The organism is Emticicia soli, assembly GCF_037860775.1.
GTDB classification, from domain to species: domain Bacteria; phylum Bacteroidota; class Bacteroidia; order Cytophagales; family Spirosomataceae; genus Emticicia; species Emticicia soli.
Genome location: NZ_JBBEWC010000005.1, coordinates 19,748 through 39,922, shown reverse-complemented (window position 1 = coordinate 39,922; position 20,175 = coordinate 19,748). Strand labels below are relative to the sequence as shown.

Genomic DNA, 20,175 nt, shown 5'->3' with positions numbered 1-20,175 from the left:
ACGCCATCTCAGACCCATTCTGAGAGGAAGTATTGATGCATCAAACTGTTACCCTGGTCAGACTCGAACTGACAGCCTCTACCTTAAAAGGGCAGTGCTCAAACCAATTAAGCTACAGAGTAATAAATAAATGGTAAAATAAAACCTCTTTGTAATCGGATAAGGACTTGAACCTTAATCGTCAGAGCCAAATTCTGACATCTTAAACCAATTAGACGATCCGATTGTATAATCACAGCATTGACGAAAAATATCTTTCGGTTTTATGAGTCTACCACCATCTTGTGGCAGACTCAATCTTTTAAAAATGAGGGCAATAAACGAAAAGAGCTCACAAAGTTTAAAAGTCGAAGTAACTCTTATCTACGGCACCTCATAGCTTGTCACAGCTTAAAATTTAGTCACAGCATTTTGTTAATCAGATAAATTCTGAAACTATTAAAAATAAGCAAGGTAAAAAGCGAAAAGAAAAAAGTGCTCTAACCATCTGAGCTAATAGACTTACGTCTATGCAGGACTCGAACCAGCGACCTCTGCGTTATCAATGCGAAGTAATTCTTTTCTACGACACTTGCTCGTACTCGGTACGGGGGTGGTCCGCCACCGCGGTCGAACCCGTAATCTCCACAGTGAAAGAGTAGCGACTTAACCAATTTGTCCAACCGAGCGAAATAATCAAGGCAAAAAATAAGAAATCTAATCTTTTATAGGCTCATCTTCCTTGAGCTTGGTTACGCTTTTATTAAGCTACTGCAAGATTTTGCAGATAGGACTTGTGCCATGCAGCACTCACCTATATATTAACCCCGGATACGAAGTATGACTTCTCTACGGCACTTGATTGTCTGGGTGGCTAGATTCGAACTAGCGAACCGGTGTATCCAAAACACCGTTGTATAACCATCTGCATAACACCCAGATTTAAAAGAAGGCGAAAAGCGATAAGAGACTGTTACGTTGCTCTACCTAACTGAGCTACTGCCCGAATGACACATCTTGTCGGGCAGGCCAGAATCGAACTGGCGACCCACGGATCCCTAAATCGAAGTAACTCTTATCTACGGCACTTCTTTATATTTTCATTTATCAAAGAACTTAATTATTAATTTGATGCTACAAAGTTTCGCACCTAATACGCAGTCTTTTTGCGTAGTAAAAAACATTTTTTTACAATTATTATAATTCACTTATAATCAGCCAATTAAAATCAAAAAAATGTTTTGAAAAATTATTCTATCTAATAAACTGCATCACTTTTCGTATAGTTATCCAGTTCTTTTAGCAAAGTCGGGAAGCGATACTCGCCTGCCATACGCTTTACCATTGCGGCTGCCTGAGCCAAATCTTCTCCTATGGCAGTTATATACAAAGGTTTCTGGCTTGTGCCTCTGTACACTTCTGCAACATATTTTTTATTATTGGCAAAAGATGTTTTGGCAACACCAATCACGGGTACTTTTGTTGTTAATGCTTCGTACAGATGTGCACCCAAACCTGGTTTAGCTTCATCGTCGAGATACACGTAGCCATCTACTACAATATACTTTAGTTGACTTAGGTCTAAATCTGCCAGAATATCCATAATACATGGCAACTCACGTTTATAGAATGCTCCCGGTTCATATTCGGCTATGTCATTTCTGTACTTTTCAATTTTCTGCGTATACTTTGCATCAGCCCACTCATTAAAAACCAAACCCACTATTTTGGCTTTCGTTTGCTCATAAAAAACATCTATTGCGAGTATCATTATTGCTAGTTTTAAATATCAAACTTGTCTAATTATTTTCACCGAATGAATTCGGTGTCTAAAATAACAAAGGAAATGTTTTAATTATTTAAAGCGTACTTAAGTCCGCTTATGTAAAAAAAATACCTTCGTTATATTAGGCGGCGAATTCATTCGCCGTCATTTATCGATTTCTTAAATTACATCTATTAAGTGTTTCAGACCCTTGGAGACGTATACAATACGTCTCTACTAAGACACCATCTATAAGAATTTTTTAGTGGGAAAAGCATGAATCGAATCGCGCGGGGCCCGCATGCAAGGCATAATGCAACGGTTTTACAGACCGCCCCGCTTCCACTTACGGACTATTTTCCCTTTTTTTAAGTAAGCATGATTGGATTCGAACCAACACTGGACTGTTTCTGAGACAGTTCTCTCTTCCCGTTGGAGTACATGCTTATTTCACTTTTATATTATCTGCACGGAGCAGGAGTATCAAGCAACTCCTGTTATCTCCAATGCATAATGTGTTGATTTAATAGAATTTCTAAATAAAGTGAGGTATAAAACCTCCTTGTGTACAACCCGGTACAGGTATCAGGTTATCTCCTTTTATATCGCAACCATCAATGCTACTTAGCGATTGGTGCCACGTTTTTGCGTATTGCTTATCAATTTTGGCTAACTCAATCAATAAATGAAAGCCTCCTCGGGTTCTTAATACTGTCAGGCAATCGTCATTGATATGCTTCCTGATTTCTGTTAAGGTTTCCGTAATATCTACCTTATCAAAATCGAGGTCGAAATATACCTTTCTGCTACACGATTTCTGTATCTCCGATAGCACCTCCTGATGCGGGTTATAGCCGTTATATTCTTTCGTAATCAATTCGGCAAAACGTATCAAAGCACTCTTGGCTGCCCGCTCCATATCACGTGGATTAGGGCTGATATATAGTGCCAATGCCTCTTGCGGAATAGCTATACCCTTATATTTATACGCACCTAGTTCACATTCCAGTTGTTTCACTTTATCGTAAAGAAAACTCTTGGTAGTCGTAAATCTTTTTACCTGTGCTTTGTCGCTTCCTACTGCCTGATGATACTTGTTGCGAGCCAATAATGACACATAATAGGTTTCATTTCTCTTAAGCTCCGGCAACCAATCAATAAAGCTGCGGAAAAGCGTTTCGTCTCTGATAATCTGATAGTTCATATAGGAGTATGTTTAAATTTTGTTATTCTGACCGAGAAGTAAAGATTTTTTAGCTAGACAAGGCGCCATTTTGCAGATGTAGCCGGCAGCTACATCGAAAAAATGCAACGAAGTATAGCTAAAAAAGATTACTTCGCAGGTCGAATCATAATTTTTAAACATACTCTAAAGATATGTTTAAATTAATTACTCGCCGTATTTCAACAAAAACTCCGGGTTAATGGCCTTGAATGAAATCCGTCCGTGGCCACCAATGTCTCTGAGAATGTGTTTGTCAAACTTCTCATTCAACAACCTGATTACAATGCCTTCAGCCCACACTTCTGCCTGGATTCTTGACTTAATTTTTGCCATTTCAACCAATTCGGTAATGCTATCCGGCAAGTTGAAATTATCGTTCAATACCGGCACAGTTTGCAAATCAAGTTGTTGCATAATGCTTACAAAATCGGCGTAAGAAACATACTCAAAAGTATCAATCTTAAAGAGGTTGAAAAAGAAAACAGTATTACCTTTCAATTTCATTTTATTGTACTGAACACCCTCTCCTACCAACTCGCCCTGCAAAGCATAATTGCCGCCCAGCGTTCTGAGTTTTTCTTCAATATTATGCGCTTTAGCCACTTTCCAGAAGGTATTTTCGTTGTCTTCTTCGATTTCAAGATTCCTTGAACAAACCCCGAACACACCATCTTTTATGTAATATGTAGCTGAGCTACCATCAAGTTTCTCGGTTACGAAACAAGCCTCTCCTTTGTATTTTGTCAATACATTCTGAAGAATCTGTACCCGTGTTTCGTCAGTTTTTGGGATAAAAGACGGAAATCTACCTTTTACGTTTCCTGCCAATCGTGCTGAGCCGGGGTCGAAAGGTGGTTCGTATTTGGTGATTTCGAGTGCATCTGTGCAATCGGCACCTTCTTCAATTACGAAACCTTCCGGTAGCATGCTCAAAGGGAAACAAATGCCCTGAGAGATTTGCCCCCTCAACCTGATAGTTCTGATTCTAAAGTTCTTTGACTTCAAAAATTCAAATTCGGGTTTGTTGGGGAGCACACTGTCAATTTCACAATAGATACAAAAATCTCCCACTGCGTATTCACCTTTTTTAATCACGAGCTCCCAACCCAGAACTTTAGCTTTCATGATATTATCGGCGCCTTCAATTGGCTCAAGTCCGATAATTTTCTGAATACTTGCTAACTTCCTCATTGTTTTATTTTACTTTGTTTTTATAAATATTTATCGATAGTAATTTGGTTTAATTCAGCCCACTGGCTCAGTAAACGCATTGTTTTAGTGTCTACTTCATAGTTAAAACGAGCCCTGGCCTGCACAATTTGCTTCGTACCAACTTCGATTTCTATGGTTGCCATACGCTCCAATTCATAGTCTGCCTGATACTTTCTGAGTGAAACAATTCTTGTGTTACCCTTTACACAATAGCCTGTATATGTACTCACACAATTATTCATTTTCATTCCTTCTGCTACAAGGTCTTTGTCGGTCAACAATTCAATTATCTTGTATTTCACCTCATTAACCCCCTCTTTTTCGAGTACCTCAAAAGGTTGAAAAAATGCTGATTTCCAGATAGCGTTTTCTTTCGTTTTCTGTGATAATTTTATGGCTTTATGCCATCTATTGCTTTGGCGCATCAATGAACCTAAAGTTCTTCTACTAAGTGAATAATTTTGGTTCTGGTCTAACTCGAAACGCACATAATCAATCAGTTCATGTATTGTATTTTGTTGTCTTACCTCTCCGGCAATCAGAATCCTGATAAACTTCTCCCAGAAAGGCTCATCTCGGTTTTCTTTTTTCCCAAGCCATGAATAGGCTACACGATATGCCAGCCATTCGTCGCCGCCAAGACCTATTACCTGAGCATATCTAAAAGCCTCAAAAACTCTAAACCCTACAAGGCTTCTGGAAAACTCCACTTTCATGCGCTGGCTTAGGGGTATTTCTGACTTAATTGACTTTAATGCTCCGCCCTTTGCTAAAAAGATAAAATCCTGGATGAAGAAAAAATCTTCTTTGTTGAAAAAAATATAGTTTAAAAACGATGGAAATTTATATTCGGCAAACAAATGAGCAATTAGTTCTTTAAATTTCTGATGCTCGCTTTTTAACTTAGGTTTCCAATCTTCAATTGGTCTTAGCCAACTTTCTCTGTACTTGGCAATTTCAATTAATGCCTCAAGGAAATAAATGTCTTTAAACCATTTCGGGCATTTTTTCTCAAGATTCTGAGTCATATAAACCAAATTCTGCATCCAAGCGCTAAAACGCTCTTTTGGTATTTTACTGGACTGAACTTCTACAAAGTCTCTAAAAAATTGTAATCTCTTGTTGCTCGAATACCTGAATTTGTTTTTTTTGCTAATCACCTGATTGATGATTGTTACAAAACTTTGGTTTAATTTATCGTTCTGCACTATAGCCTGCTGAATCAATAGCTCAATTTCTTGTTTTTTCAGTAATCTTTTTTGTCGTTCAAGTTTTGGTATGTGCTTGCCCATAATTGTTTCAATTTGAATTTGTTGAAATCAATCGGGCTAAAACAAAAAGCCCGACCTCGTTTGTGGCTGAGGTCGGGCTTTATGCTATTCTTGTTCCAAACAGAACAAATCTATGTGCATAAATACTTATACCTCAGCCTTTTCCCCTTCTCTGCTCCTCTTGTCCAATCCATAAACGACGCGCCGCCTAAATTTTCAATCGGGCATAGGAATGTCATCTCGAATCGTTTCGGATCCAGGGAAATACTTTGATGTTGATATGTATTTCTGATGTTCATTGAAAAATTTATCTCTTTTAAAATTTTTTGGTTCTGAAATTTATTAAAACTGAGCTTTGTAAATTAAAAAAGCCCGACTTTCTACGAATGCCGGGCTTTGTATATTTCGGTTATTATCTCTACCTAAATTTACTAAATACCCAACAAGAAACATTATCTAACGGAAGCACTCTCATGCCGTTTAGTTTCGCTATGTTTTGTTCAAATGAATACATATCTGTTCTTGTTTTTTGCACTGCAAAGATAGCGGATTTTATTTTTTATTTTCCAAATATTTTTTCACATTTTTTTAAAATATTTTTCAAAACACTGATAGTCAACATTTTATAATACGAAATTTCTTAAAATATTCTTAAAAATGAATTTACGCCGATTAATAATTATTTTTTAAGTTTAAAGGAGGTAAGCACTTGCTCTTTATAAAAAGTAAATTTTCAACCTAAGTTCTGATTGGCTTTTATAGAACAAAATGCCACTTATTTAAAAGCTAACAAATCTGTCGGAGAATACACATAATTGTACTTTTCTAATATTTCAAATTTTTAAAAACGCTAAACTAAGGGCATAAAAAAGAGACTTTTCCAAGCCTTTTATAGCCTGAAAAAGTCTCAATTTTATATAAGTTTTAATACTTATTTATCGCGGTGTAAAACCTCATCAATCAAGCCATATTCTTTGGCTTCTTCTGCTTTCATCCAGTAGTCACGGTCTGAGTCTGCCTCAATTTGCTCTACAGTTTTACCTGTATGGCTAGCCAGAATCTCATACAACTCTCTACGAAGTTTGATGATTTCTTTTACAGTGATTTCCATATCACGTGATTGCCCTTGTGCACCACCACTTGGTTGGTGAATCATGACACGGGCATGAGGTAAAGCCGAACGCTTACCAGCCGCACCACCTGCCAACAATACCGCTCCCATAGAAGCAGCCAACGAAGTACAGATAGTGGCTACATCTGGGCGTACATACTGCATGGTATCGTACATACCTAAGCCAGCATATACCGAGCCACCAGGGCTATTGATATACATTAATACATCTTTTTTGGCATCAACCGACTCAAGGAACAACAACTGTGCTACTACCACATTGGCCACATAATCATCTACAGCCGTACCCAGAAAAATAATTCTGTCCATAATCAGACGCGAAAACACATCGATAGCGGCAAAACGCATAGGGCGCTCTTCAATGATGTTAGGGGTCATGTTCTGAACATTATGTTTCATGTAATCATCAAGTGCTAAACCACTCATACCGAGATGATTTACAGCATACTTACGGAATTCGTCTCCAAAATGCATAGTTAAAAGCTCTATTTATTATCTGTTTATTTTATTGTTTAACAACAAAACTTAGTGTGAAGTTCGATATAAGAACTTTCTACATTTCCGTTTTGTTCGATACAAAGATGTCATTTCTTTCAGTAAATTGTAGTCAGAATTTCAGATATTTTATCGGAATTTCTGATTTCATTATTTAAAGGCTCTAAGCAAGGCATTTACCACAGATACTTTTACTTATATATAAAGGCCTGTATCTGAACAGATTAAGTGCAAAAAAACGTTACTTTAGCATAAGGCTATTGAAGTTGTTTAGGATTATTCCTTACATTTAAAAATGTGTTGTTTTGGCTCGCTCAAAACACCCCGATTTTTAAATTATAATTAAAATCCTAAACAACTTCATTTTATACTTTTTAAAGATACACCTATTAGTTTTTTTGATATTTTCAATTGAAATCTACAGCTATGAATATTGGAGAAAAAATTCGTCAGGCACGCCTGCAGAAAGGTTTTTCGCAGGAAAATATGGCCGATATGCTAGGCGTTTCAACCACTGCTTATGGCGATATTGAGCGCAATAAAACCGAATTGACCATTGCTAGAGCAAACGAAGTAGCCAATTTGCTTAAAATAAATGTACTAGAGTTGATGGGCGTAGACCTACAACCTGTAGATTTTGCTTTAGAGAAACTTCAGCTCGAAAACGAAAAATTAAAAGCCGATGCTGAAAAATGGCAATTGGCTGCTCATTACTGGCGTGAAAAATTTGAGCAACAACGCCTAGTTGGCGATGTGCTGCGCTTGGCTAACCAACAAGCGCAACCACAGGAAGAACGCAAGAAGATAGGATTCTAGGAAAATTCGTCACATTTATTGGCGGTTTCATAACATTATATCCTCAAGCAATAGTTTGAGGCATAGCTTTGTAAAAAAATTATGAAAAAGCTATGCAATCATTTCAAAAGTTCAGACGTTACGAGTTTTGGTTTATTCTTTCAGCATTTGCCATATACATTACTCGTCGTTTGTTTCAAATTGCCGTCCGGTTCGACATGGATGTCGAACTGGCCGAGCAGTCTACACAAAATGCCACTGCCGATATATTCCCAAGGTCTATACATGATATTTGGCAGAGCCTTGCTTCTTATAACCACATACTCAACACTATTTTTCCGACTATTGCCGGTGGGGTTTTGTTCTTTCTGGCCTGGGCTATTTTCCATTATATGGCTTTTCCGAGGTGGAAATCAAAAGACAAAGAACAAAGTTTGTTTTTCATCTACTTATTCCTCACATTTCTATTGAGTCTGGGAAGCACCTTTGTCTATGATTATTTTAAGCTATATTGGCGATTCAGATTAGATAGTTCGGGCCAAATCATTGATTTTAAGGTATATTCTTTATTTCGTAAAGCTTATTTACTAAGCAATACTGTTGCTTTCCTGATTATTATTGTTTTATACGAAGCAGCTGCACAGTTTTATTACTACATCAAAAGCAAACTGCACGAAGAAACCGAAAAAAATTTCCAATACCTTGATTATCTACTAACGGCTTTTCTTGCTATTGCTATACTATTATTCGCATTAGTAGGGCAAGTACCTATTCTTTTCTGGAATGGAGGTTTGCGCGATTTAGTATTTGCAACCATATTTTTAGGCACAATTTATATAGCGCAAGAGATTTTTGTAAGCAAAGTAATGCCGCACATCTCGCAACTACGTTCAAAAAAGTTTTCAGAAGGTTTAACCCTCTTTTTATCTGTTTGTGTTACCGGAAGCCTTGTTTACAATGTAGTTAGTTTAGTTTTCTGGGCTTCACGTGGGTTTTCTCATGTAAGATTCAATTTGTCCGAGTTTGTTATCGGTTTCTTTGTAATGGTATTTGCATCAGCAATTATTGCTTTTCTTCGCAATGTATTCTTTAAAGAAAAAATACAGTTAACAACTCTTTTTACCCAAAAAACAGCCGAATTATCATCGCTCCGGTCGCAGATAAATCCGCACTTTTTATTTAATGCCTTAAACACGCTCTATTCGGTATCGCTTAAAGAAAACGCAGATAAAACCGCCGATGGTATTCAGAAACTGGGCGATATGATGCGCTTTATGCTGAACGAAAACAACCAGGACCGTATTCCGCTCAACAAAGAAATAGAGTATTTGCAAAATTATATTGAGATACAGCAAATGCGCATTGCGGAATCAGACAATATTGAGATAAAGGTGAATATTCAGCCAACAAGTCGGGAGATTTTTATTGCCCCTATGCTACTAAATCCATTTATAGAAAATGCCTTCAAGCACGGCATCAGTTTCCGTAATCCTTCCTGGATTTACATTACACTCACTTCTGACGATACAAAGCTGTATTTCAAGGTTCATAACTCGTTCCATACAAAATCAGAAGCCGACCCTGAAAAAGACAACAATGGTATAGGGCTCGAAAATGTAAAAAAACGCCTCGACCTGATTTACAAAAATCGCTATTCGCTTGATATTCAACAAAGTGAGCAAGATTTCTTTGTTTCTCTTACAATCACCTACTGGTAATTTTTACATACTTTATTTACAATTATGAAAAAGCTATTTTTAACTACTATTATCTTTTACTGTGCCTTTACTACCCTAAAGGCACAAAATACCAAAAGCCAAAGAATAGATTCTCTGTTTACAACAATAAGCCAAAATGGTGATTTTAACGGTGGAATATTACTTGCCGAAAAAGGCAAAATTACGTACCAAAATGGCTTTGGCTATGCCAATTTTGCTAGTAAAACACCCAATACTGTTGATTCTCGGTTTAATCTGGCTTCTATCTCTAAAACTTTTACCTCAGTTGCGGTTCTGCAATTGAAAGAGAAAAAGAAGCTTAAACTAGAAGATACATTTATCAAGTATTTCCCCGAGTTTCCATTTCCTGCTATTACTATCAGGCATTTGCTTTCTCATACTTCGGGTTTACCCGATTTAGAGTTGTATGAGGCGGCAGTGCGTATCAAGCCAGATAGTATTATTCGTAATCAGGCTGTTATTACCATACTCAAAAGCTGGGACAAGGGTCTTTATTTTCAGCCAGGCGAAAAATGGCAGTATTGCAATACAAACTATGTTTTATTAGGCTTATTGGTCGAAAAAATAAGTAAAATGCCCTTTGAGACCTATTTAAAGAAAAACATTTTTGAGCCAGCCAATATGCCCAATACTCAGCTACAAGTTGACAGAAGTGATAATTCTACAAATCAGGTAGTGAGCCATAGAATGGTAACATGGTATGATAATACTTTCACTAATGTAGATTCAATCAAGTTCGGCGGCATCAGGTATTGTACTTACAATTGTGGTGGTACTTATGGTGATAGCAATATCATGACCACTATGGCTGATATGCTCAGCTACGACCAAGCCTTATATAACGGTAAATTATTGAGTCAAAGTAGTTTAGACGAAGCCTTTACCTCTACCCGTTTAAACAACGGCAGTGTTTACTACGACCCACTTGATGGTGAGATGTCACAATTAGGGAAAAGCTCTTATGGCCTAGGGTGGGAAATTTATGAAGATGCCGAACTGGGCAAAGCTGTTAGTCATGGTGGGCGTTTGTTTGGCTTAGCTACCTTTTTCTATAGAAACCTAAGTAAAAACCAAACCGTGATTATTTACCAGAATATTGAACTGGAGGCAATCGCATTCTACAATAAAGTAAAAGCCTCTTTGGAGATTCTCAACGGTAAAACACCTACTAAAGTACAATACAAAAAGTCGTTGGCTCGCAAATTTGGTGCTACACTTATGCAATCAGGAATAGATTTGGCAATTACTACTTTCAATAACCTGAAAACCGATAGCACTCATTACTATGTATCAGAAAAAGAAATGAATTGGCTAGGCTACGATTTGCTTTTCAAAGCCCAACAAAAGCAATATTCGCTCGAAACCTTTAAAATCAATACGCTGCTATTTCCGAATAGTTTTAATGTGTATGATAGCTACGCCGAGGCACTCAATGCCAATGGCAAACGTGAAGAAGCTATTATGATGTATCAAAAATCACTAACTATGAACCCCAAAAATGAGGGTGGTAAGAGAAATCTAAAACATATTTTAGACACTAAATAATAAGATTAATTCAAACAGTTTCTAAGATTATGAAAAAGCTATCAAAAATTTTACTGATTACGTTCTCAATACTCTTCGTGGTAATTATCATTGGCTCTTTTTCGGCTAATAAATACTATGAATCGAAATTTAATAAAGAGATACACATAGAAGAAGCGCTTGAAGTAAACGATTTGGGTCAGATACTAGATAAGTATAAAGGCTCTTTGGTGTATGTTGACCACTCATCAGTTAGTTGTGGCCCCTGTTTTATAGAATTGCGAGACTATGCACCACAATTACAGGCACGTTATAAAGACAAACCCATCAAGTTTGTTTACATCTGTTCCGAAAGTAATTATCCCTTAAAAACCGTAAGCAATAGTGTATTGTGGCGCCGTAAACTAGCTACCACAAATGCAAAAGGGCATCATTACCTGGTAAATAAAGAATTTAGCCTGAAAATTTTCAAGCAGACAGTATCAGAAGATAAAGGCGAAGTAGCCTATTACCCCTGGCAATTTATAGTTGACGAAAACGGTAAGATTATCAACAGCCATGCTGCTCGGCCTAGTGACTCAAATAAACTGTATCAACAGCTAGATAGTTTGTTGCTTATGAGAAAGTAGGCAATGTTCAAAAGAGAAAAGATTTTCGATATTAAAAATTAGGATATAAAATATTAGATTTGAACTTAAAAAAATAAGTCTGGAAGACTTTTACAGAAATCCGAGCTACAACTTTAATCCGATTTTGGAAGACTATAAAATTTCCGGCATACCAAGTTATTTTATTATCGGAAAAGATGGTAAATTTCATACCATAGAACCACCCTGACCAAGTATTAATGAGGGAAAAAGTTTGATAAAAGTACAGGAAAAACCCCTCGCAGCAAACACTAAAGAATGACCCATTTAACCGCCATTGCCATAGACGACGAGCCTCGTGCCCTGGAAGTAGTAGAAATACACGCCGCCAGAGTACCATTTCTTGACCTGAAAGCCACATTTACCGATGCTTTTGAGGCTATTCCCTATTTGCAACAAAACAAGATTGATTTATTGTTTCTCGACATAAAAATGCCCGATATTTCGGGCATTGAGTTTATCAATATTCTGCAAAAAGTACCAATGGTGGTTTTTACAACTGCTTACTCTGAATACGCCGTAAAAGGCTTTGAACTAGATGCTATCGATTATCTACTGAAACCTTTTTCGTTGGCTCGTTTTACAAAAGCCTGCAATAAGGCATTGGAAATAAGCCAATTGTCTAAAGAAAGTGCACCTGACTATATATTTTTGAAAACAGGCTACGAAGAAGAAAAAGTTTTTTTTGATGATATTCTGTATATAGAAGCCGAAGGGAATTATATGTCTTTTATACTGAAAAACAAAAAACTTTTGAGTCGCCAGAGTATCAGCGAAACGCTTAATATTTTACCTTCCAGCCAATTTGTTCGTATACATCGCTCTTATATTGTGGCTATCAATAAAATCCAGAAAATCACACGTCAGGCAGTCTGGATAGCAGGCAAGGAAATTTCAGTGGGGGCATCGTACGAAGAAAAACTTCTGGAAATAAGAGAGAAATTGAAGAATTAAAACAATAACGGTGAATAAATTCACCGGCTAATATAACAAAGGACTTTATCTTTATACTTGGACTTAAGTCCACTTGACATTACTAAAAAATTAGTTCGCAACGCCGCCTTTGTTGTGTCAGAATATAAAACCTAATTCATCAACAATTTTATAAGTAAAAAATTATCATACATTTGTAGAGACAAAAATACGTTTATACTAACCTTAAACCTCTACAAAATGAAAGAAGCCAACAGCGCCGGATTCGCCATTGTTCGCATCATTACGGGTCTTCTACTTGCTTATCATGGCTTAGAGATTTTCGAGCCTGCCAAGATACAAGAATATGCTTCGTGGGATTCTATCAAAACCATGCCTTTTCCTGCATTTTGGGCTTATTTAGGCAAAGCAGCCGAATTGCTTGGTGGAGTATTACTAACAATAGGCTTTCTGACCCGCCCTGCGGCCTTGGTCATTGCCCTTACAATGCTTTTTATCTGTTTCAAAATAGGTAATGGCAAATTCTGGTACGAAGACCAACACCCCTTTTTGTTTTTCTTGCTGGCTATGATTTATTTTTTTACAGGGGCAGGCAAATGGAGTGTCGAAAAACCGAAGGCTTAATTAAGTTTTTTAAGGCAGTTTTTTATTCCTTTTTCAATAACAGCATAGTTTTCTATCACCTTACCTACATAAATAAAAGAAATGTAGTAAGGTGTAACAAGTAGCTGTTTATTGAGCCTGTATGCCTCTTTCATACGGCGGCGAATCAGGTTTCTGTCAACAGCATGTTTGTACTGTCGCTTGGGTACCGAAAAAAGTACTTGTGTGATATTATCTTCTGATTTTTTACAAACAGCCCTGACCGGATAAGCAAAAGCACCCTCATTGTCAGTGTTCTTTCTGTCAAAGAGGTTGTTTATTACTTTTGTACTACAAAGTCGTTCGTATTTTCTGAAAGTTTTCTTCACAAGTCAATAAAACTATTTAGACGCTGTCAGAGTTATTCTTAAACCTGTTCTTTTACAACATAGGCTTTAATTACAAAGCTAAATAAAAAAGCCACCAGATGGTGGCTAAAATATCTTGACTATGTCGCATTTACAGATTGTAAACTTTGAACTATCAAACTGCTAAAAACGAGATTATTTGTGTTTTTTCTCGTCAGAAACAGTCAATTTCCATCTGCCACGTGCACGACGTGCAGCCAATACGCGTCTGCCATTAGCAGTTTCCATACGCTCACGGAATCCGTGTTTGTTACGACGCTTTCTGTTTGATGGTTGGAATGTACGTTTCATTATAATTATTTATTTTTGTTCCTTTAATGCAAATTATCCGTGCTTTTCATAACGGACTGCAAAAATACAGATTTATTTTTATATAGCCAACATAGCGGCAAAAAATTGTTTCATGCACTATAAAATTTATTCCAACGACCGACCCTCACATTTTATTAATGTTGAATGTTTTATTACTGATTTATCGACTGATACAGTTGAGTTACAATTACCTGCCTGGCGGCCCGGGCGCTACGAATTGCAGCATTTTGCTAAAAATATACAGCAATTTGAAGTTTTTGACGAAGACGGACAAAAACTGTCAGCCCGCAAAACAACTAAAGACCGATGGCTGGTACACACCAATGGGGCTTCTACGATTGTAGCCCGTTATAATTATTATGCCAATGTAATAAATGCCGGAAGCAGCTATGTTGATGAGCATACCTTTTATGTAAACCCCGTAAACCTGTGTATATATGCCGAGGGCAAAATAGATGAAGCCTGCACGGTAGAGTTACAGTTAAAAGCCAACGAAAAAATTGCGGGTATTACTTTCATCAATAAATTACCTGAAAAAGGTCTACATCAACTTCAGTTCGATGATTTCTATCATTTGGCGGATAGTCCTTTTATTGTGAGTGCTACGCTTAAGCATGATTTTTATCAGATAGGTAAAGTAAAGTTTCATTTATGGTTCGAGGGGAATTTTCAGCCTGATTTTAAACGTATCAAAGCCGATTTTAAGAAATTCACTAAAGAACAGATTAATCTTTTTGGAGAATTTCCAGAGAAAGAATATCATTTTCTGACCTGGATTTTACCTATCCCTTATTATCATGGCGTAGAGCACCGAAGCTCAACTATGCAGGTATTGGGGCCTGACAGCCAGAATTTTGAAGAATTATACATCGATTTATTAGGTTTGGCCTCGCACGAGCTTTTCCATACCTGGAATATCTGTAAGATTCGTCCGACTGAGCTATTGCCCTACGATTACACAAAAGAAAATTATTTTCCGACTTGCTTCGTGGCCGAGGGCGTAACAACTTACTATGGTGATTTAATGCTGAGCCGCTCAAAGTTTTTTGACGAAACCCAATACCTGAAAGAACTGGAGGCTTGTTTCAAACGCCATTTTGATAACGCAGACCGTGCGTCTCAATCGCTCGTTGAATCATCTTGGGACTTGTGGCTTGATGGCTATACACCCAGCATTCCTGATAGAAAAGTATCCGTGTACCACAAAGGTGCTATTGCAGCCCAGATACTCGACCTACATATACAGAAAGTTTCTATTCACACACGTTCATTAGACGATGTAATGAAACTCATGTGGCAGCAGTTCGGCAAGCCATTTAAGGGCTATACTACGGAAGATTACCAAGCTATATGCGAAGAAGTAGCCAACGAAAAGCTTGATTGGTATTTTGATGTGTGCATCAATGGCAACAGTTCTTTATTCGATTTGCTGAACCGATATTTACAACTGCTTAATCTGGAAGTAATAAGAAACGAAGAGGGAATCATAAGTCTCGTAAAAACAACAAATTAAACCGATTGTTTGATAAATCGAGGGGCATTTTTATACTTTGTGTAATTAAAAACCAATTTTATGACTCTTACTTCAAGACGCTTTTTTTATCGCACCCTAATCTGCTTAATTATAGGGCAAAGCTACGCATTTGCCCAAAAACCACAGGCCGACCTGATAGTGCACAATGCTGTTGTTTATACGGTAAATAAGCAATTCAGTACTGCCGAGGCCTTTGCTGTAAAAGATGGTAAATTTATTGACATTGGCAGCTCTAAAGACCTATTAGCAAAATACAATGCCAAGCAAAAAATAGATGCCAACAAAAAGCCTGTGTATCCGGGTTTTTATGACCCACACAGCCATTTTTTGGGTTTAGGCCAGATGCTCAACCAATGCGATTTGGTCGACACTAAATCTTTTGAGGAAATTGTAGAACGCTTGCAGAAATTTGCAGCCGAGCACCCCGACCATCAATGGATTATAGGCCGTGGCTGGGACCAGAACGACTGGGATATAAAAGTTTTTCCGACAAAAGAATTATTGGATAGAGCATTCCCTAATAAACCAGTTTTGCTTACACGCATAGATGGACACGCAGTTTTGGTTAACTCAAAAGCGATTCAACTGGCTAAAATATCTCCGGCAAGTAAAGTAAATGGTGGCGAAGTAGAAGTAATTGATGGTCAATTGACAGGTATTCTGGTTGACAATGCGATGGGATTAATAAAAAGAGTGATTCCGAGCACAACCGACAAAGAAAAACAGAATATGTTGTTGGCAGCTCAAAAAGAGTGTGTAAAATACGGACTTACTACCGTTTCGGATGCTGGCTTAAATCAAGATGATATTGAGCTGATTGATAAAATGCAAAAGGCCGGTACACTTAAAATACGTAATTATGTAATGGTTTCTTTGGGTATCCGTAACCTTGAGTATTTTATCAAAAAAGGTATTTATAAAACCGACCGCCTGAATGTGCGCTCATTTAAACTCTATGCCGATGGAGCTTTAGGCTCACGAGGCGCCTGTTTGTTGAAACCATATAGCGACGAACCTGCAAAAACCGGATTCTTATTATTAAGCCCCGCCGAGCTTGAAAGAAGTTTAACGGCCATTTATAACTCTGATTTCCAGGCCAATACACATTGCATTGGTGATTCGGCCAATCGCCTGATATTGAATATCTATGGCAAATTACTAAAAGGCAAAAATGCCCGCCGCTGGCGTATTGAGCACGCACAGGTGGTATCAACTGAAGACGTACCAAAATTTGGCCGATTTTCGGTTATACCTTCTATTCAGGCCACCCATGCTACATCTGATATGTATTGGGCTGGCGACCGTCTGGGCAATGAGCGTGTAAAAACAGCGTATGCATTTCAGGATTTATTAAAACAAAATGGTGTAATAGCCAACGGGAGCGACTTTCCGGTTGAGTTTGTCAATCCATTGTTTGGATTTCATTCGGTAGTGGCACGTCAGGATGCTCAGAATTACCCTAAGGGTGGTTTCCAAATGGAAAATGCGCTCACACGTGAGCAAGCACTAAAAGCCATGACAATCTGGAGTGCCTATGCCAATTTTGAAGAAAAAGAGCGTGGAAGCATTGAAACCGGAAAAATGGCTGACTTCGTTATTCTTGAAGCCGATATTATGAAAGAAGCCAAAGAAAAACTAAGAAACATTAAGGTAAGTAACACCTTTATAGGTGGCGAAAAAGTCTATTAAATATCAATTAAAATAGGCCGGCCTTGTTTTTGGAGTAAAACAAACCTTTAAATTTACGCCAATAAATTTACACAATCATAAATTACAACACTATGGTAAAAGTACTTTTTGTTTGCCTGGGCAATATATGTCGTTCGCCTGTTGCCGAAGGAGTTTTTAAAGACCTTGTACAAAAACATAACCTAGAAGACCAGATATCTTGCGATTCAGCAGGTACTAAAGGTTGGCACGCTGGTCAGTCGCCCGACCAAAGAGCTATCAAAAATGCCTTAGATAATGGCATTGTGCTCACCCACAAAGGCCGAGAAATTAAAACAACTGACTTTGATACTTTTGACCACATTGTGGTGATGGACGAAAGCAATTTTAAAGATGTGTATGAGCTTTATTATCAAACAAAGCATACTACACCCTCGGCCGAAAAGTTGTTTTTACTCCGTGATTATGACCCTAAGGTAAAAGGCGTAAAAGATGTGCCTGACCCTTATTACGGCTCGGCACTCGATTTTGAAGAGGTTTTTCATATTGTGCAAAGAAGTAATACAGCCTTACTAGAGCATTTAATCGAAAAACACGGTTTAGTTGTGAATCAAGAAGAAGAATAGTTAAATTTGAGAGCTATAATACAGCAAATAAAACTGAATTATAGCTCTTATTTTATAGCATCAAGCCCCTATGAAATGGCCAACTTACCGAAACTAGATATTGAAAGCGAGCTCGCCAAAGACTTTTCGAAAGCACAGGTAACAAAAATTGCCAACTATATTGGTGCTAATTCTGAAAGTTTTGCTTTGCTGATGAATATTTTTCTGCGAGGCCATTACATCAATACACAAAAAGCGGGCTGGGTGCTGAGCGAATGCGCAGCACATTATCCGCTACTGGTTATCCCATACTTCAGAAATTTTATTCAGAAACTACAAGACCCAATGGTGCCGGACTCCGTTAAAAGAAATATAGTGCGGGTTTGGCAATTTGTAGAGATACCCGAAGAATATACAGGTGAAATTTATGACATCTGTTTTGGCTTTATGCACAGCAACGAGGCCATTGCCATAAAAGCGTTCTCGATGACAGTATGCTATAATATTGTGAGACGCATACCGGAACTCAGAACAGAACTAAGGCTGAGTATAGAAGATTTATTGCTGAAAAATCAGGACGGTTCGGCCGCTATTCTAAGCAGAGGCAAGAAGATTTTAGCACAGATGAAGAAAAAATGAATAAATTTGTGCAACGAAAATAACAAAGAAATTTATGAAACTTTCATGCGATAATTATAATACCCCGACACATGAAAAGTTTCTAATAAACTACCTTAATTTGAGGTTACGGGGTAATACACTATGAATAAGAAAGTAATTTTGATAATCCTTGATGGTTGGGGCATTCCCAAACAAGGTGAAGAGTGGCGCTCAGCTATTGATGCTGCCAATGTACCTTATTTCAGAAAATTATTAAAAGAGTATCCTCACAGCACATTAGAAGCTTGCGGCCGTGCAGTTGGGCTACCTAATGGCCAGATGGGAAACTCAGAAGTAGGACACATGAACTTAGGTGCAGGCCGTGTGGTATATCAGGAATTAGAAAAAATAAGCATTGCTGTTGAAGAAGGCACACTAGCCAAAGAACCTGCTTTGGTTGAGGCTTTTGAATACGCAAAAAATAATAATCGTAAAGTACATTTTATAGGTTTAGCTTCTAATGGTGGTGTGCACTCGCACATTGAGCACCTGAAAGGGCTTTGCAGCGCAGCAGCAAACTATGGTCTATCTGATGTATTTGTTCATGCGTTTACTGACGGGCGTGATTGCGACCCTAAAAGTGGCAAAGGTTTCTTAGCCGATTTACAGAATCATTTGAGTGTTTCAACAGGTAAAATTGCTTCTGTAGTAGGCCGTTATTATGCCATGGACCGTGACAAACGTTGGGAACGTGTAAAACTAGCCTACGATGCTATGGTGAAAGGTGTTGGTGACAGCGCCATTACAATTGACCAATTGCAAGATTCAATTCAGCATTCATACGACCAGAATGTAACCGACGAGTTTTTGAAACCAATTGTGATTACAGAAAACGGTGCACCTGTAGGCACAATTGAAGAAGGAGACGTTGTGATGTGTTTCAACTTCCGTACTGACCGTGGTAGAGAGATAACAGAGGTGCTGACACAGCAGGATTTCCCTGATTATGACATGAAGGCACTTAATCTATATTATGTTACGATGACAAACTACGATGAGTCGTTTCATAATGTACATGTAATATACGAAAAAGATAACCTTACTAACACCCTTGGTGAAGTATTAGAAAGAGCAGGTAAAAAACAGATTCGTATTGCCGAAACTGAAAAATACCCGCACGTAACTTTCTTCTTCTCGGGTGGTCGTGAAGAACCATTTGCAGGTGAAAGCCGTTTGTTGTGTCCATCGCCAAAAGATGTACCTACTTACGACCTTAAACCACAAATGGCCGCTTTTGATATTGACAATACCATATTACCTGAACTACAAAAACACGAAGTTGATTTTGTGTGTCTGAACTTTGCCAACCCTGACATGGTAGGCCACACAGGTGTATTTGAGGCTGTAGTACAAGCAGTAGAAGCAGTAGATAAATGCTTGGAACAAGTAGTTAACACAGCGCTTGAAAACGGTTATACATCAATCGTAATTGCTGACCATGGCAATGCTGATTATATGATAAACGACGACAAATCGCCAAATACGCAACACTCGCTTAACCTTGTGCCATGTATCGTGGTTGATAAAGCTGATAGATTTACAGTACAAGATGGTAAACTAGGCGACATTGCTCCTACTATCCTGACATTGATGGGCGTAGATATACCAGCCGAAATGACCGGAAACGTGTTGATTTCGTAAAATTCTTATTTTGTGCGAAGTCCATTTG

Annotated in this window: 18 protein-coding genes and 3 tRNA genes; 11 read left to right on the top strand and 10 right to left on the bottom strand. The window is 37.9% G+C overall.

The genetic code is table 11. From position 1 onward, the window contains the following. Window positions 1-48: 48 nt before the first annotated feature. The 8 genes from WAE64_RS08070 to WAE64_RS08035 form a co-directional block, all read right to left on the bottom strand. Window positions 49-122: transfer RNA gene (locus WAE64_RS08070), tRNA-Lys, on the bottom strand. A 1,115-nt stretch (window positions 123-1,237) separates the two neighbouring features. Continuing rightward, window positions 1,238-1,750 carry an endonuclease V gene (locus WAE64_RS08065; protein ID WP_340235752.1) on the bottom strand — a complete coding sequence of 171 codons (513 nt, stop codon included), beginning with the start codon at window positions 1,748-1,750 and terminating at the stop codon, window positions 1,238-1,240. Between the two features lie 260 nt (window positions 1,751-2,010). Beyond that, window positions 2,011-2,107 (bottom strand) — tRNA-Tyr (locus tag WAE64_RS08060). Window positions 2,108-2,117: 10 nt separating this feature from the next. Then, window positions 2,118-2,191 (bottom strand) — tRNA-Leu (locus WAE64_RS08055). 88 nt (window positions 2,192-2,279) lie between these two features. Beyond that, window positions 2,280-2,948 (bottom strand): hypothetical protein, encoded by a 669-nt coding sequence (locus tag WAE64_RS08050; RefSeq protein ID WP_340235751.1) that lies wholly within the window; start codon window positions 2,946-2,948, stop codon window positions 2,280-2,282. A gap of 186 nt (window positions 2,949-3,134) precedes the next feature. Further along, on the bottom strand, window positions 3,135-4,160 hold the full coding sequence (locus tag WAE64_RS08045) for an RNA ligase (ATP) (RefSeq protein WP_340235750.1): 1,026 nt from the start codon (window positions 4,158-4,160) through the stop codon (window positions 3,135-3,137). Window positions 4,161-4,180: 20 nt separating this feature from the next. Next, entirely contained in the window at window positions 4,181-5,473 is a 1,293-nt protein-coding gene (locus WAE64_RS08040; RefSeq protein WP_340235749.1) for a PcfJ domain-containing protein, read from the bottom strand. A 910-nt stretch (window positions 5,474-6,383) separates the two neighbouring features. Continuing rightward, complete coding sequence (locus WAE64_RS08035) at window positions 6,384-7,058, bottom strand: ClpP family protease (RefSeq protein ID WP_340235748.1); 675 nt, start codon at window positions 7,056-7,058, stop codon at window positions 6,384-6,386. 447 nt (window positions 7,059-7,505) lie between these two features. Between WAE64_RS08035 and WAE64_RS08030 the strand changes: the two genes are divergently transcribed. From WAE64_RS08030 to WAE64_RS08005, 6 genes are all read left to right on the top strand, one after another. Further along, window positions 7,506-7,895, top strand: a complete 390-nt coding sequence (locus WAE64_RS08030; RefSeq protein WP_340235747.1) for a helix-turn-helix domain-containing protein — start codon at window positions 7,506-7,508, stop codon at window positions 7,893-7,895. A 92-nt stretch (window positions 7,896-7,987) separates the two neighbouring features. After that, window positions 7,988-9,592 carry a sensor histidine kinase gene (locus tag WAE64_RS08025; RefSeq protein WP_340235746.1) on the top strand — a complete coding sequence of 535 codons (1,605 nt, stop codon included), beginning with the start codon at window positions 7,988-7,990 and terminating at the stop codon, window positions 9,590-9,592. Between the two features lie 24 nt (window positions 9,593-9,616). Beyond that, complete coding sequence (locus WAE64_RS08020; protein WP_340235745.1) at window positions 9,617-11,158, top strand: serine hydrolase; 1,542 nt, start codon at window positions 9,617-9,619, stop codon at window positions 11,156-11,158. A gap of 29 nt (window positions 11,159-11,187) precedes the next feature. Beyond that, a complete protein-coding gene (locus tag WAE64_RS08015) occupies window positions 11,188-11,766 on the top strand; it encodes a TlpA family protein disulfide reductase (RefSeq protein ID WP_340235744.1) in 579 nt (192 codons plus the stop codon). 276 nt (window positions 11,767-12,042) lie between these two features. Then, entirely contained in the window at window positions 12,043-12,738 is a 696-nt protein-coding gene (locus WAE64_RS08010) for a LytR/AlgR family response regulator transcription factor (RefSeq protein WP_340235743.1), read from the top strand. A gap of 219 nt (window positions 12,739-12,957) precedes the next feature. Continuing rightward, the gene (locus WAE64_RS08005) at window positions 12,958-13,341 is read left to right on the top strand and encodes a DoxX family protein (RefSeq protein WP_340235742.1); all 384 of its coding nucleotides are present in this window, start codon (window positions 12,958-12,960) and stop codon (window positions 13,339-13,341) included. Here the strand turns inward: WAE64_RS08005 and WAE64_RS08000 are convergent. Together WAE64_RS08000 and rpmH are read right to left on the bottom strand one after the other, a co-directional pair. Next, window positions 13,338-13,688 carry a ribonuclease P protein component gene (locus WAE64_RS08000; RefSeq protein WP_340235741.1) on the bottom strand — a complete coding sequence of 117 codons (351 nt, stop codon included), beginning with the start codon at window positions 13,686-13,688 and terminating at the stop codon, window positions 13,338-13,340. The two genes, WAE64_RS08005 and WAE64_RS08000, sit on opposite strands and share 4 nt — an antisense overlap. A gap of 174 nt (window positions 13,689-13,862) precedes the next feature. Then, the gene (gene rpmH, locus WAE64_RS07995; RefSeq protein WP_116985206.1) at window positions 13,863-14,018 is read right to left on the bottom strand and encodes a 50S ribosomal protein L34; all 156 of its coding nucleotides are present in this window, start codon (window positions 14,016-14,018) and stop codon (window positions 13,863-13,865) included. Between the two features lie 112 nt (window positions 14,019-14,130). On the opposite strand from rpmH, the gene WAE64_RS07990 reads away from it, so the two are divergent. The 5 genes from WAE64_RS07990 to gpmI all read left to right on the top strand — a co-directional run bounded on the left by WAE64_RS07990 (window position 14,131) and on the right by gpmI (window position 20,147). Continuing rightward, on the top strand, window positions 14,131-15,552 hold the full coding sequence (locus WAE64_RS07990; RefSeq protein ID WP_340235740.1) for a M61 family metallopeptidase: 1,422 nt from the start codon (window positions 14,131-14,133) through the stop codon (window positions 15,550-15,552). A 60-nt stretch (window positions 15,553-15,612) separates the two neighbouring features. Next, a complete protein-coding gene (locus tag WAE64_RS07985) occupies window positions 15,613-17,262 on the top strand; it encodes an amidohydrolase (RefSeq protein WP_340235739.1) in 1,650 nt (549 codons plus the stop codon). A 92-nt stretch (window positions 17,263-17,354) separates the two neighbouring features. Next, window positions 17,355-17,867 (top strand): low molecular weight protein-tyrosine-phosphatase, encoded by a 513-nt coding sequence (locus tag WAE64_RS07980; protein WP_340235738.1) that lies wholly within the window; start codon window positions 17,355-17,357, stop codon window positions 17,865-17,867. A 75-nt stretch (window positions 17,868-17,942) separates the two neighbouring features. Next, window positions 17,943-18,485 carry a hypothetical protein gene (locus tag WAE64_RS07975; protein ID WP_340235737.1) on the top strand — a complete coding sequence of 181 codons (543 nt, stop codon included), beginning with the start codon at window positions 17,943-17,945 and terminating at the stop codon, window positions 18,483-18,485. Window positions 18,486-18,608: 123 nt separating this feature from the next. Beyond that, window positions 18,609-20,147 (top strand): 2,3-bisphosphoglycerate-independent phosphoglycerate mutase, encoded by a 1,539-nt coding sequence (gene gpmI, locus WAE64_RS07970; RefSeq protein WP_340235736.1) that lies wholly within the window; start codon window positions 18,609-18,611, stop codon window positions 20,145-20,147. Window positions 20,148-20,175: the final 28 nt, after the last annotated feature.

What these genes read in the sequence shown, in the direction of transcription:
- WAE64_RS08065 (WP_340235752.1), bottom strand. Translation starts at nt 1,750, where the DNA reads ATGATACTCGCAATAGATGTTTTTTATGAGCAAACGAAAGCCAAAATA.
- WAE64_RS08050 (WP_340235751.1), bottom strand. Translation starts at nt 2,948, where the DNA reads ATGAACTATCAGATTATCAGAGACGAAACGCTTTTCCGCAGCTTTATT.
- WAE64_RS08045 (WP_340235750.1), bottom strand. Translation starts at nt 4,160, where the DNA reads ATGAGGAAGTTAGCAAGTATTCAGAAAATTATCGGACTTGAGCCAATT.
- WAE64_RS08040 (WP_340235749.1), bottom strand. Translation starts at nt 5,473, where the DNA reads ATGGGCAAGCACATACCAAAACTTGAACGACAAAAAAGATTACTGAAA.
- WAE64_RS08035 (WP_340235748.1), bottom strand. Translation starts at nt 7,058, where the DNA reads ATGCATTTTGGAGACGAATTCCGTAAGTATGCTGTAAATCATCTCGGT.
- WAE64_RS08030 (WP_340235747.1), top strand. Translation starts at nt 7,506, where the DNA reads ATGAATATTGGAGAAAAAATTCGTCAGGCACGCCTGCAGAAAGGTTTT.
- WAE64_RS08025 (WP_340235746.1), top strand. Translation starts at nt 7,988, where the DNA reads ATGCAATCATTTCAAAAGTTCAGACGTTACGAGTTTTGGTTTATTCTT.
- WAE64_RS08020 (WP_340235745.1), top strand. Translation starts at nt 9,617, where the DNA reads ATGAAAAAGCTATTTTTAACTACTATTATCTTTTACTGTGCCTTTACT.
- WAE64_RS08015 (WP_340235744.1), top strand. Translation starts at nt 11,188, where the DNA reads ATGAAAAAGCTATCAAAAATTTTACTGATTACGTTCTCAATACTCTTC.
- WAE64_RS08010 (WP_340235743.1), top strand. Translation starts at nt 12,043, where the DNA reads ATGACCCATTTAACCGCCATTGCCATAGACGACGAGCCTCGTGCCCTG.
- WAE64_RS08005 (WP_340235742.1), top strand. Translation starts at nt 12,958, where the DNA reads ATGAAAGAAGCCAACAGCGCCGGATTCGCCATTGTTCGCATCATTACG.
- rpmH (WP_116985206.1), bottom strand. Translation starts at nt 14,018, where the DNA reads ATGAAACGTACATTCCAACCATCAAACAGAAAGCGTCGTAACAAACAC.
- WAE64_RS07990 (WP_340235740.1), top strand. Translation starts at nt 14,131, where the DNA reads ATGCACTATAAAATTTATTCCAACGACCGACCCTCACATTTTATTAAT.
- WAE64_RS07985 (WP_340235739.1), top strand. Translation starts at nt 15,613, where the DNA reads ATGACTCTTACTTCAAGACGCTTTTTTTATCGCACCCTAATCTGCTTA.
- WAE64_RS07980 (WP_340235738.1), top strand. Translation starts at nt 17,355, where the DNA reads ATGGTAAAAGTACTTTTTGTTTGCCTGGGCAATATATGTCGTTCGCCT.
- WAE64_RS07975 (WP_340235737.1), top strand. Translation starts at nt 17,943, where the DNA reads ATGGCCAACTTACCGAAACTAGATATTGAAAGCGAGCTCGCCAAAGAC.
- gpmI (WP_340235736.1), top strand. Translation starts at nt 18,609, where the DNA reads ATGAATAAGAAAGTAATTTTGATAATCCTTGATGGTTGGGGCATTCCC.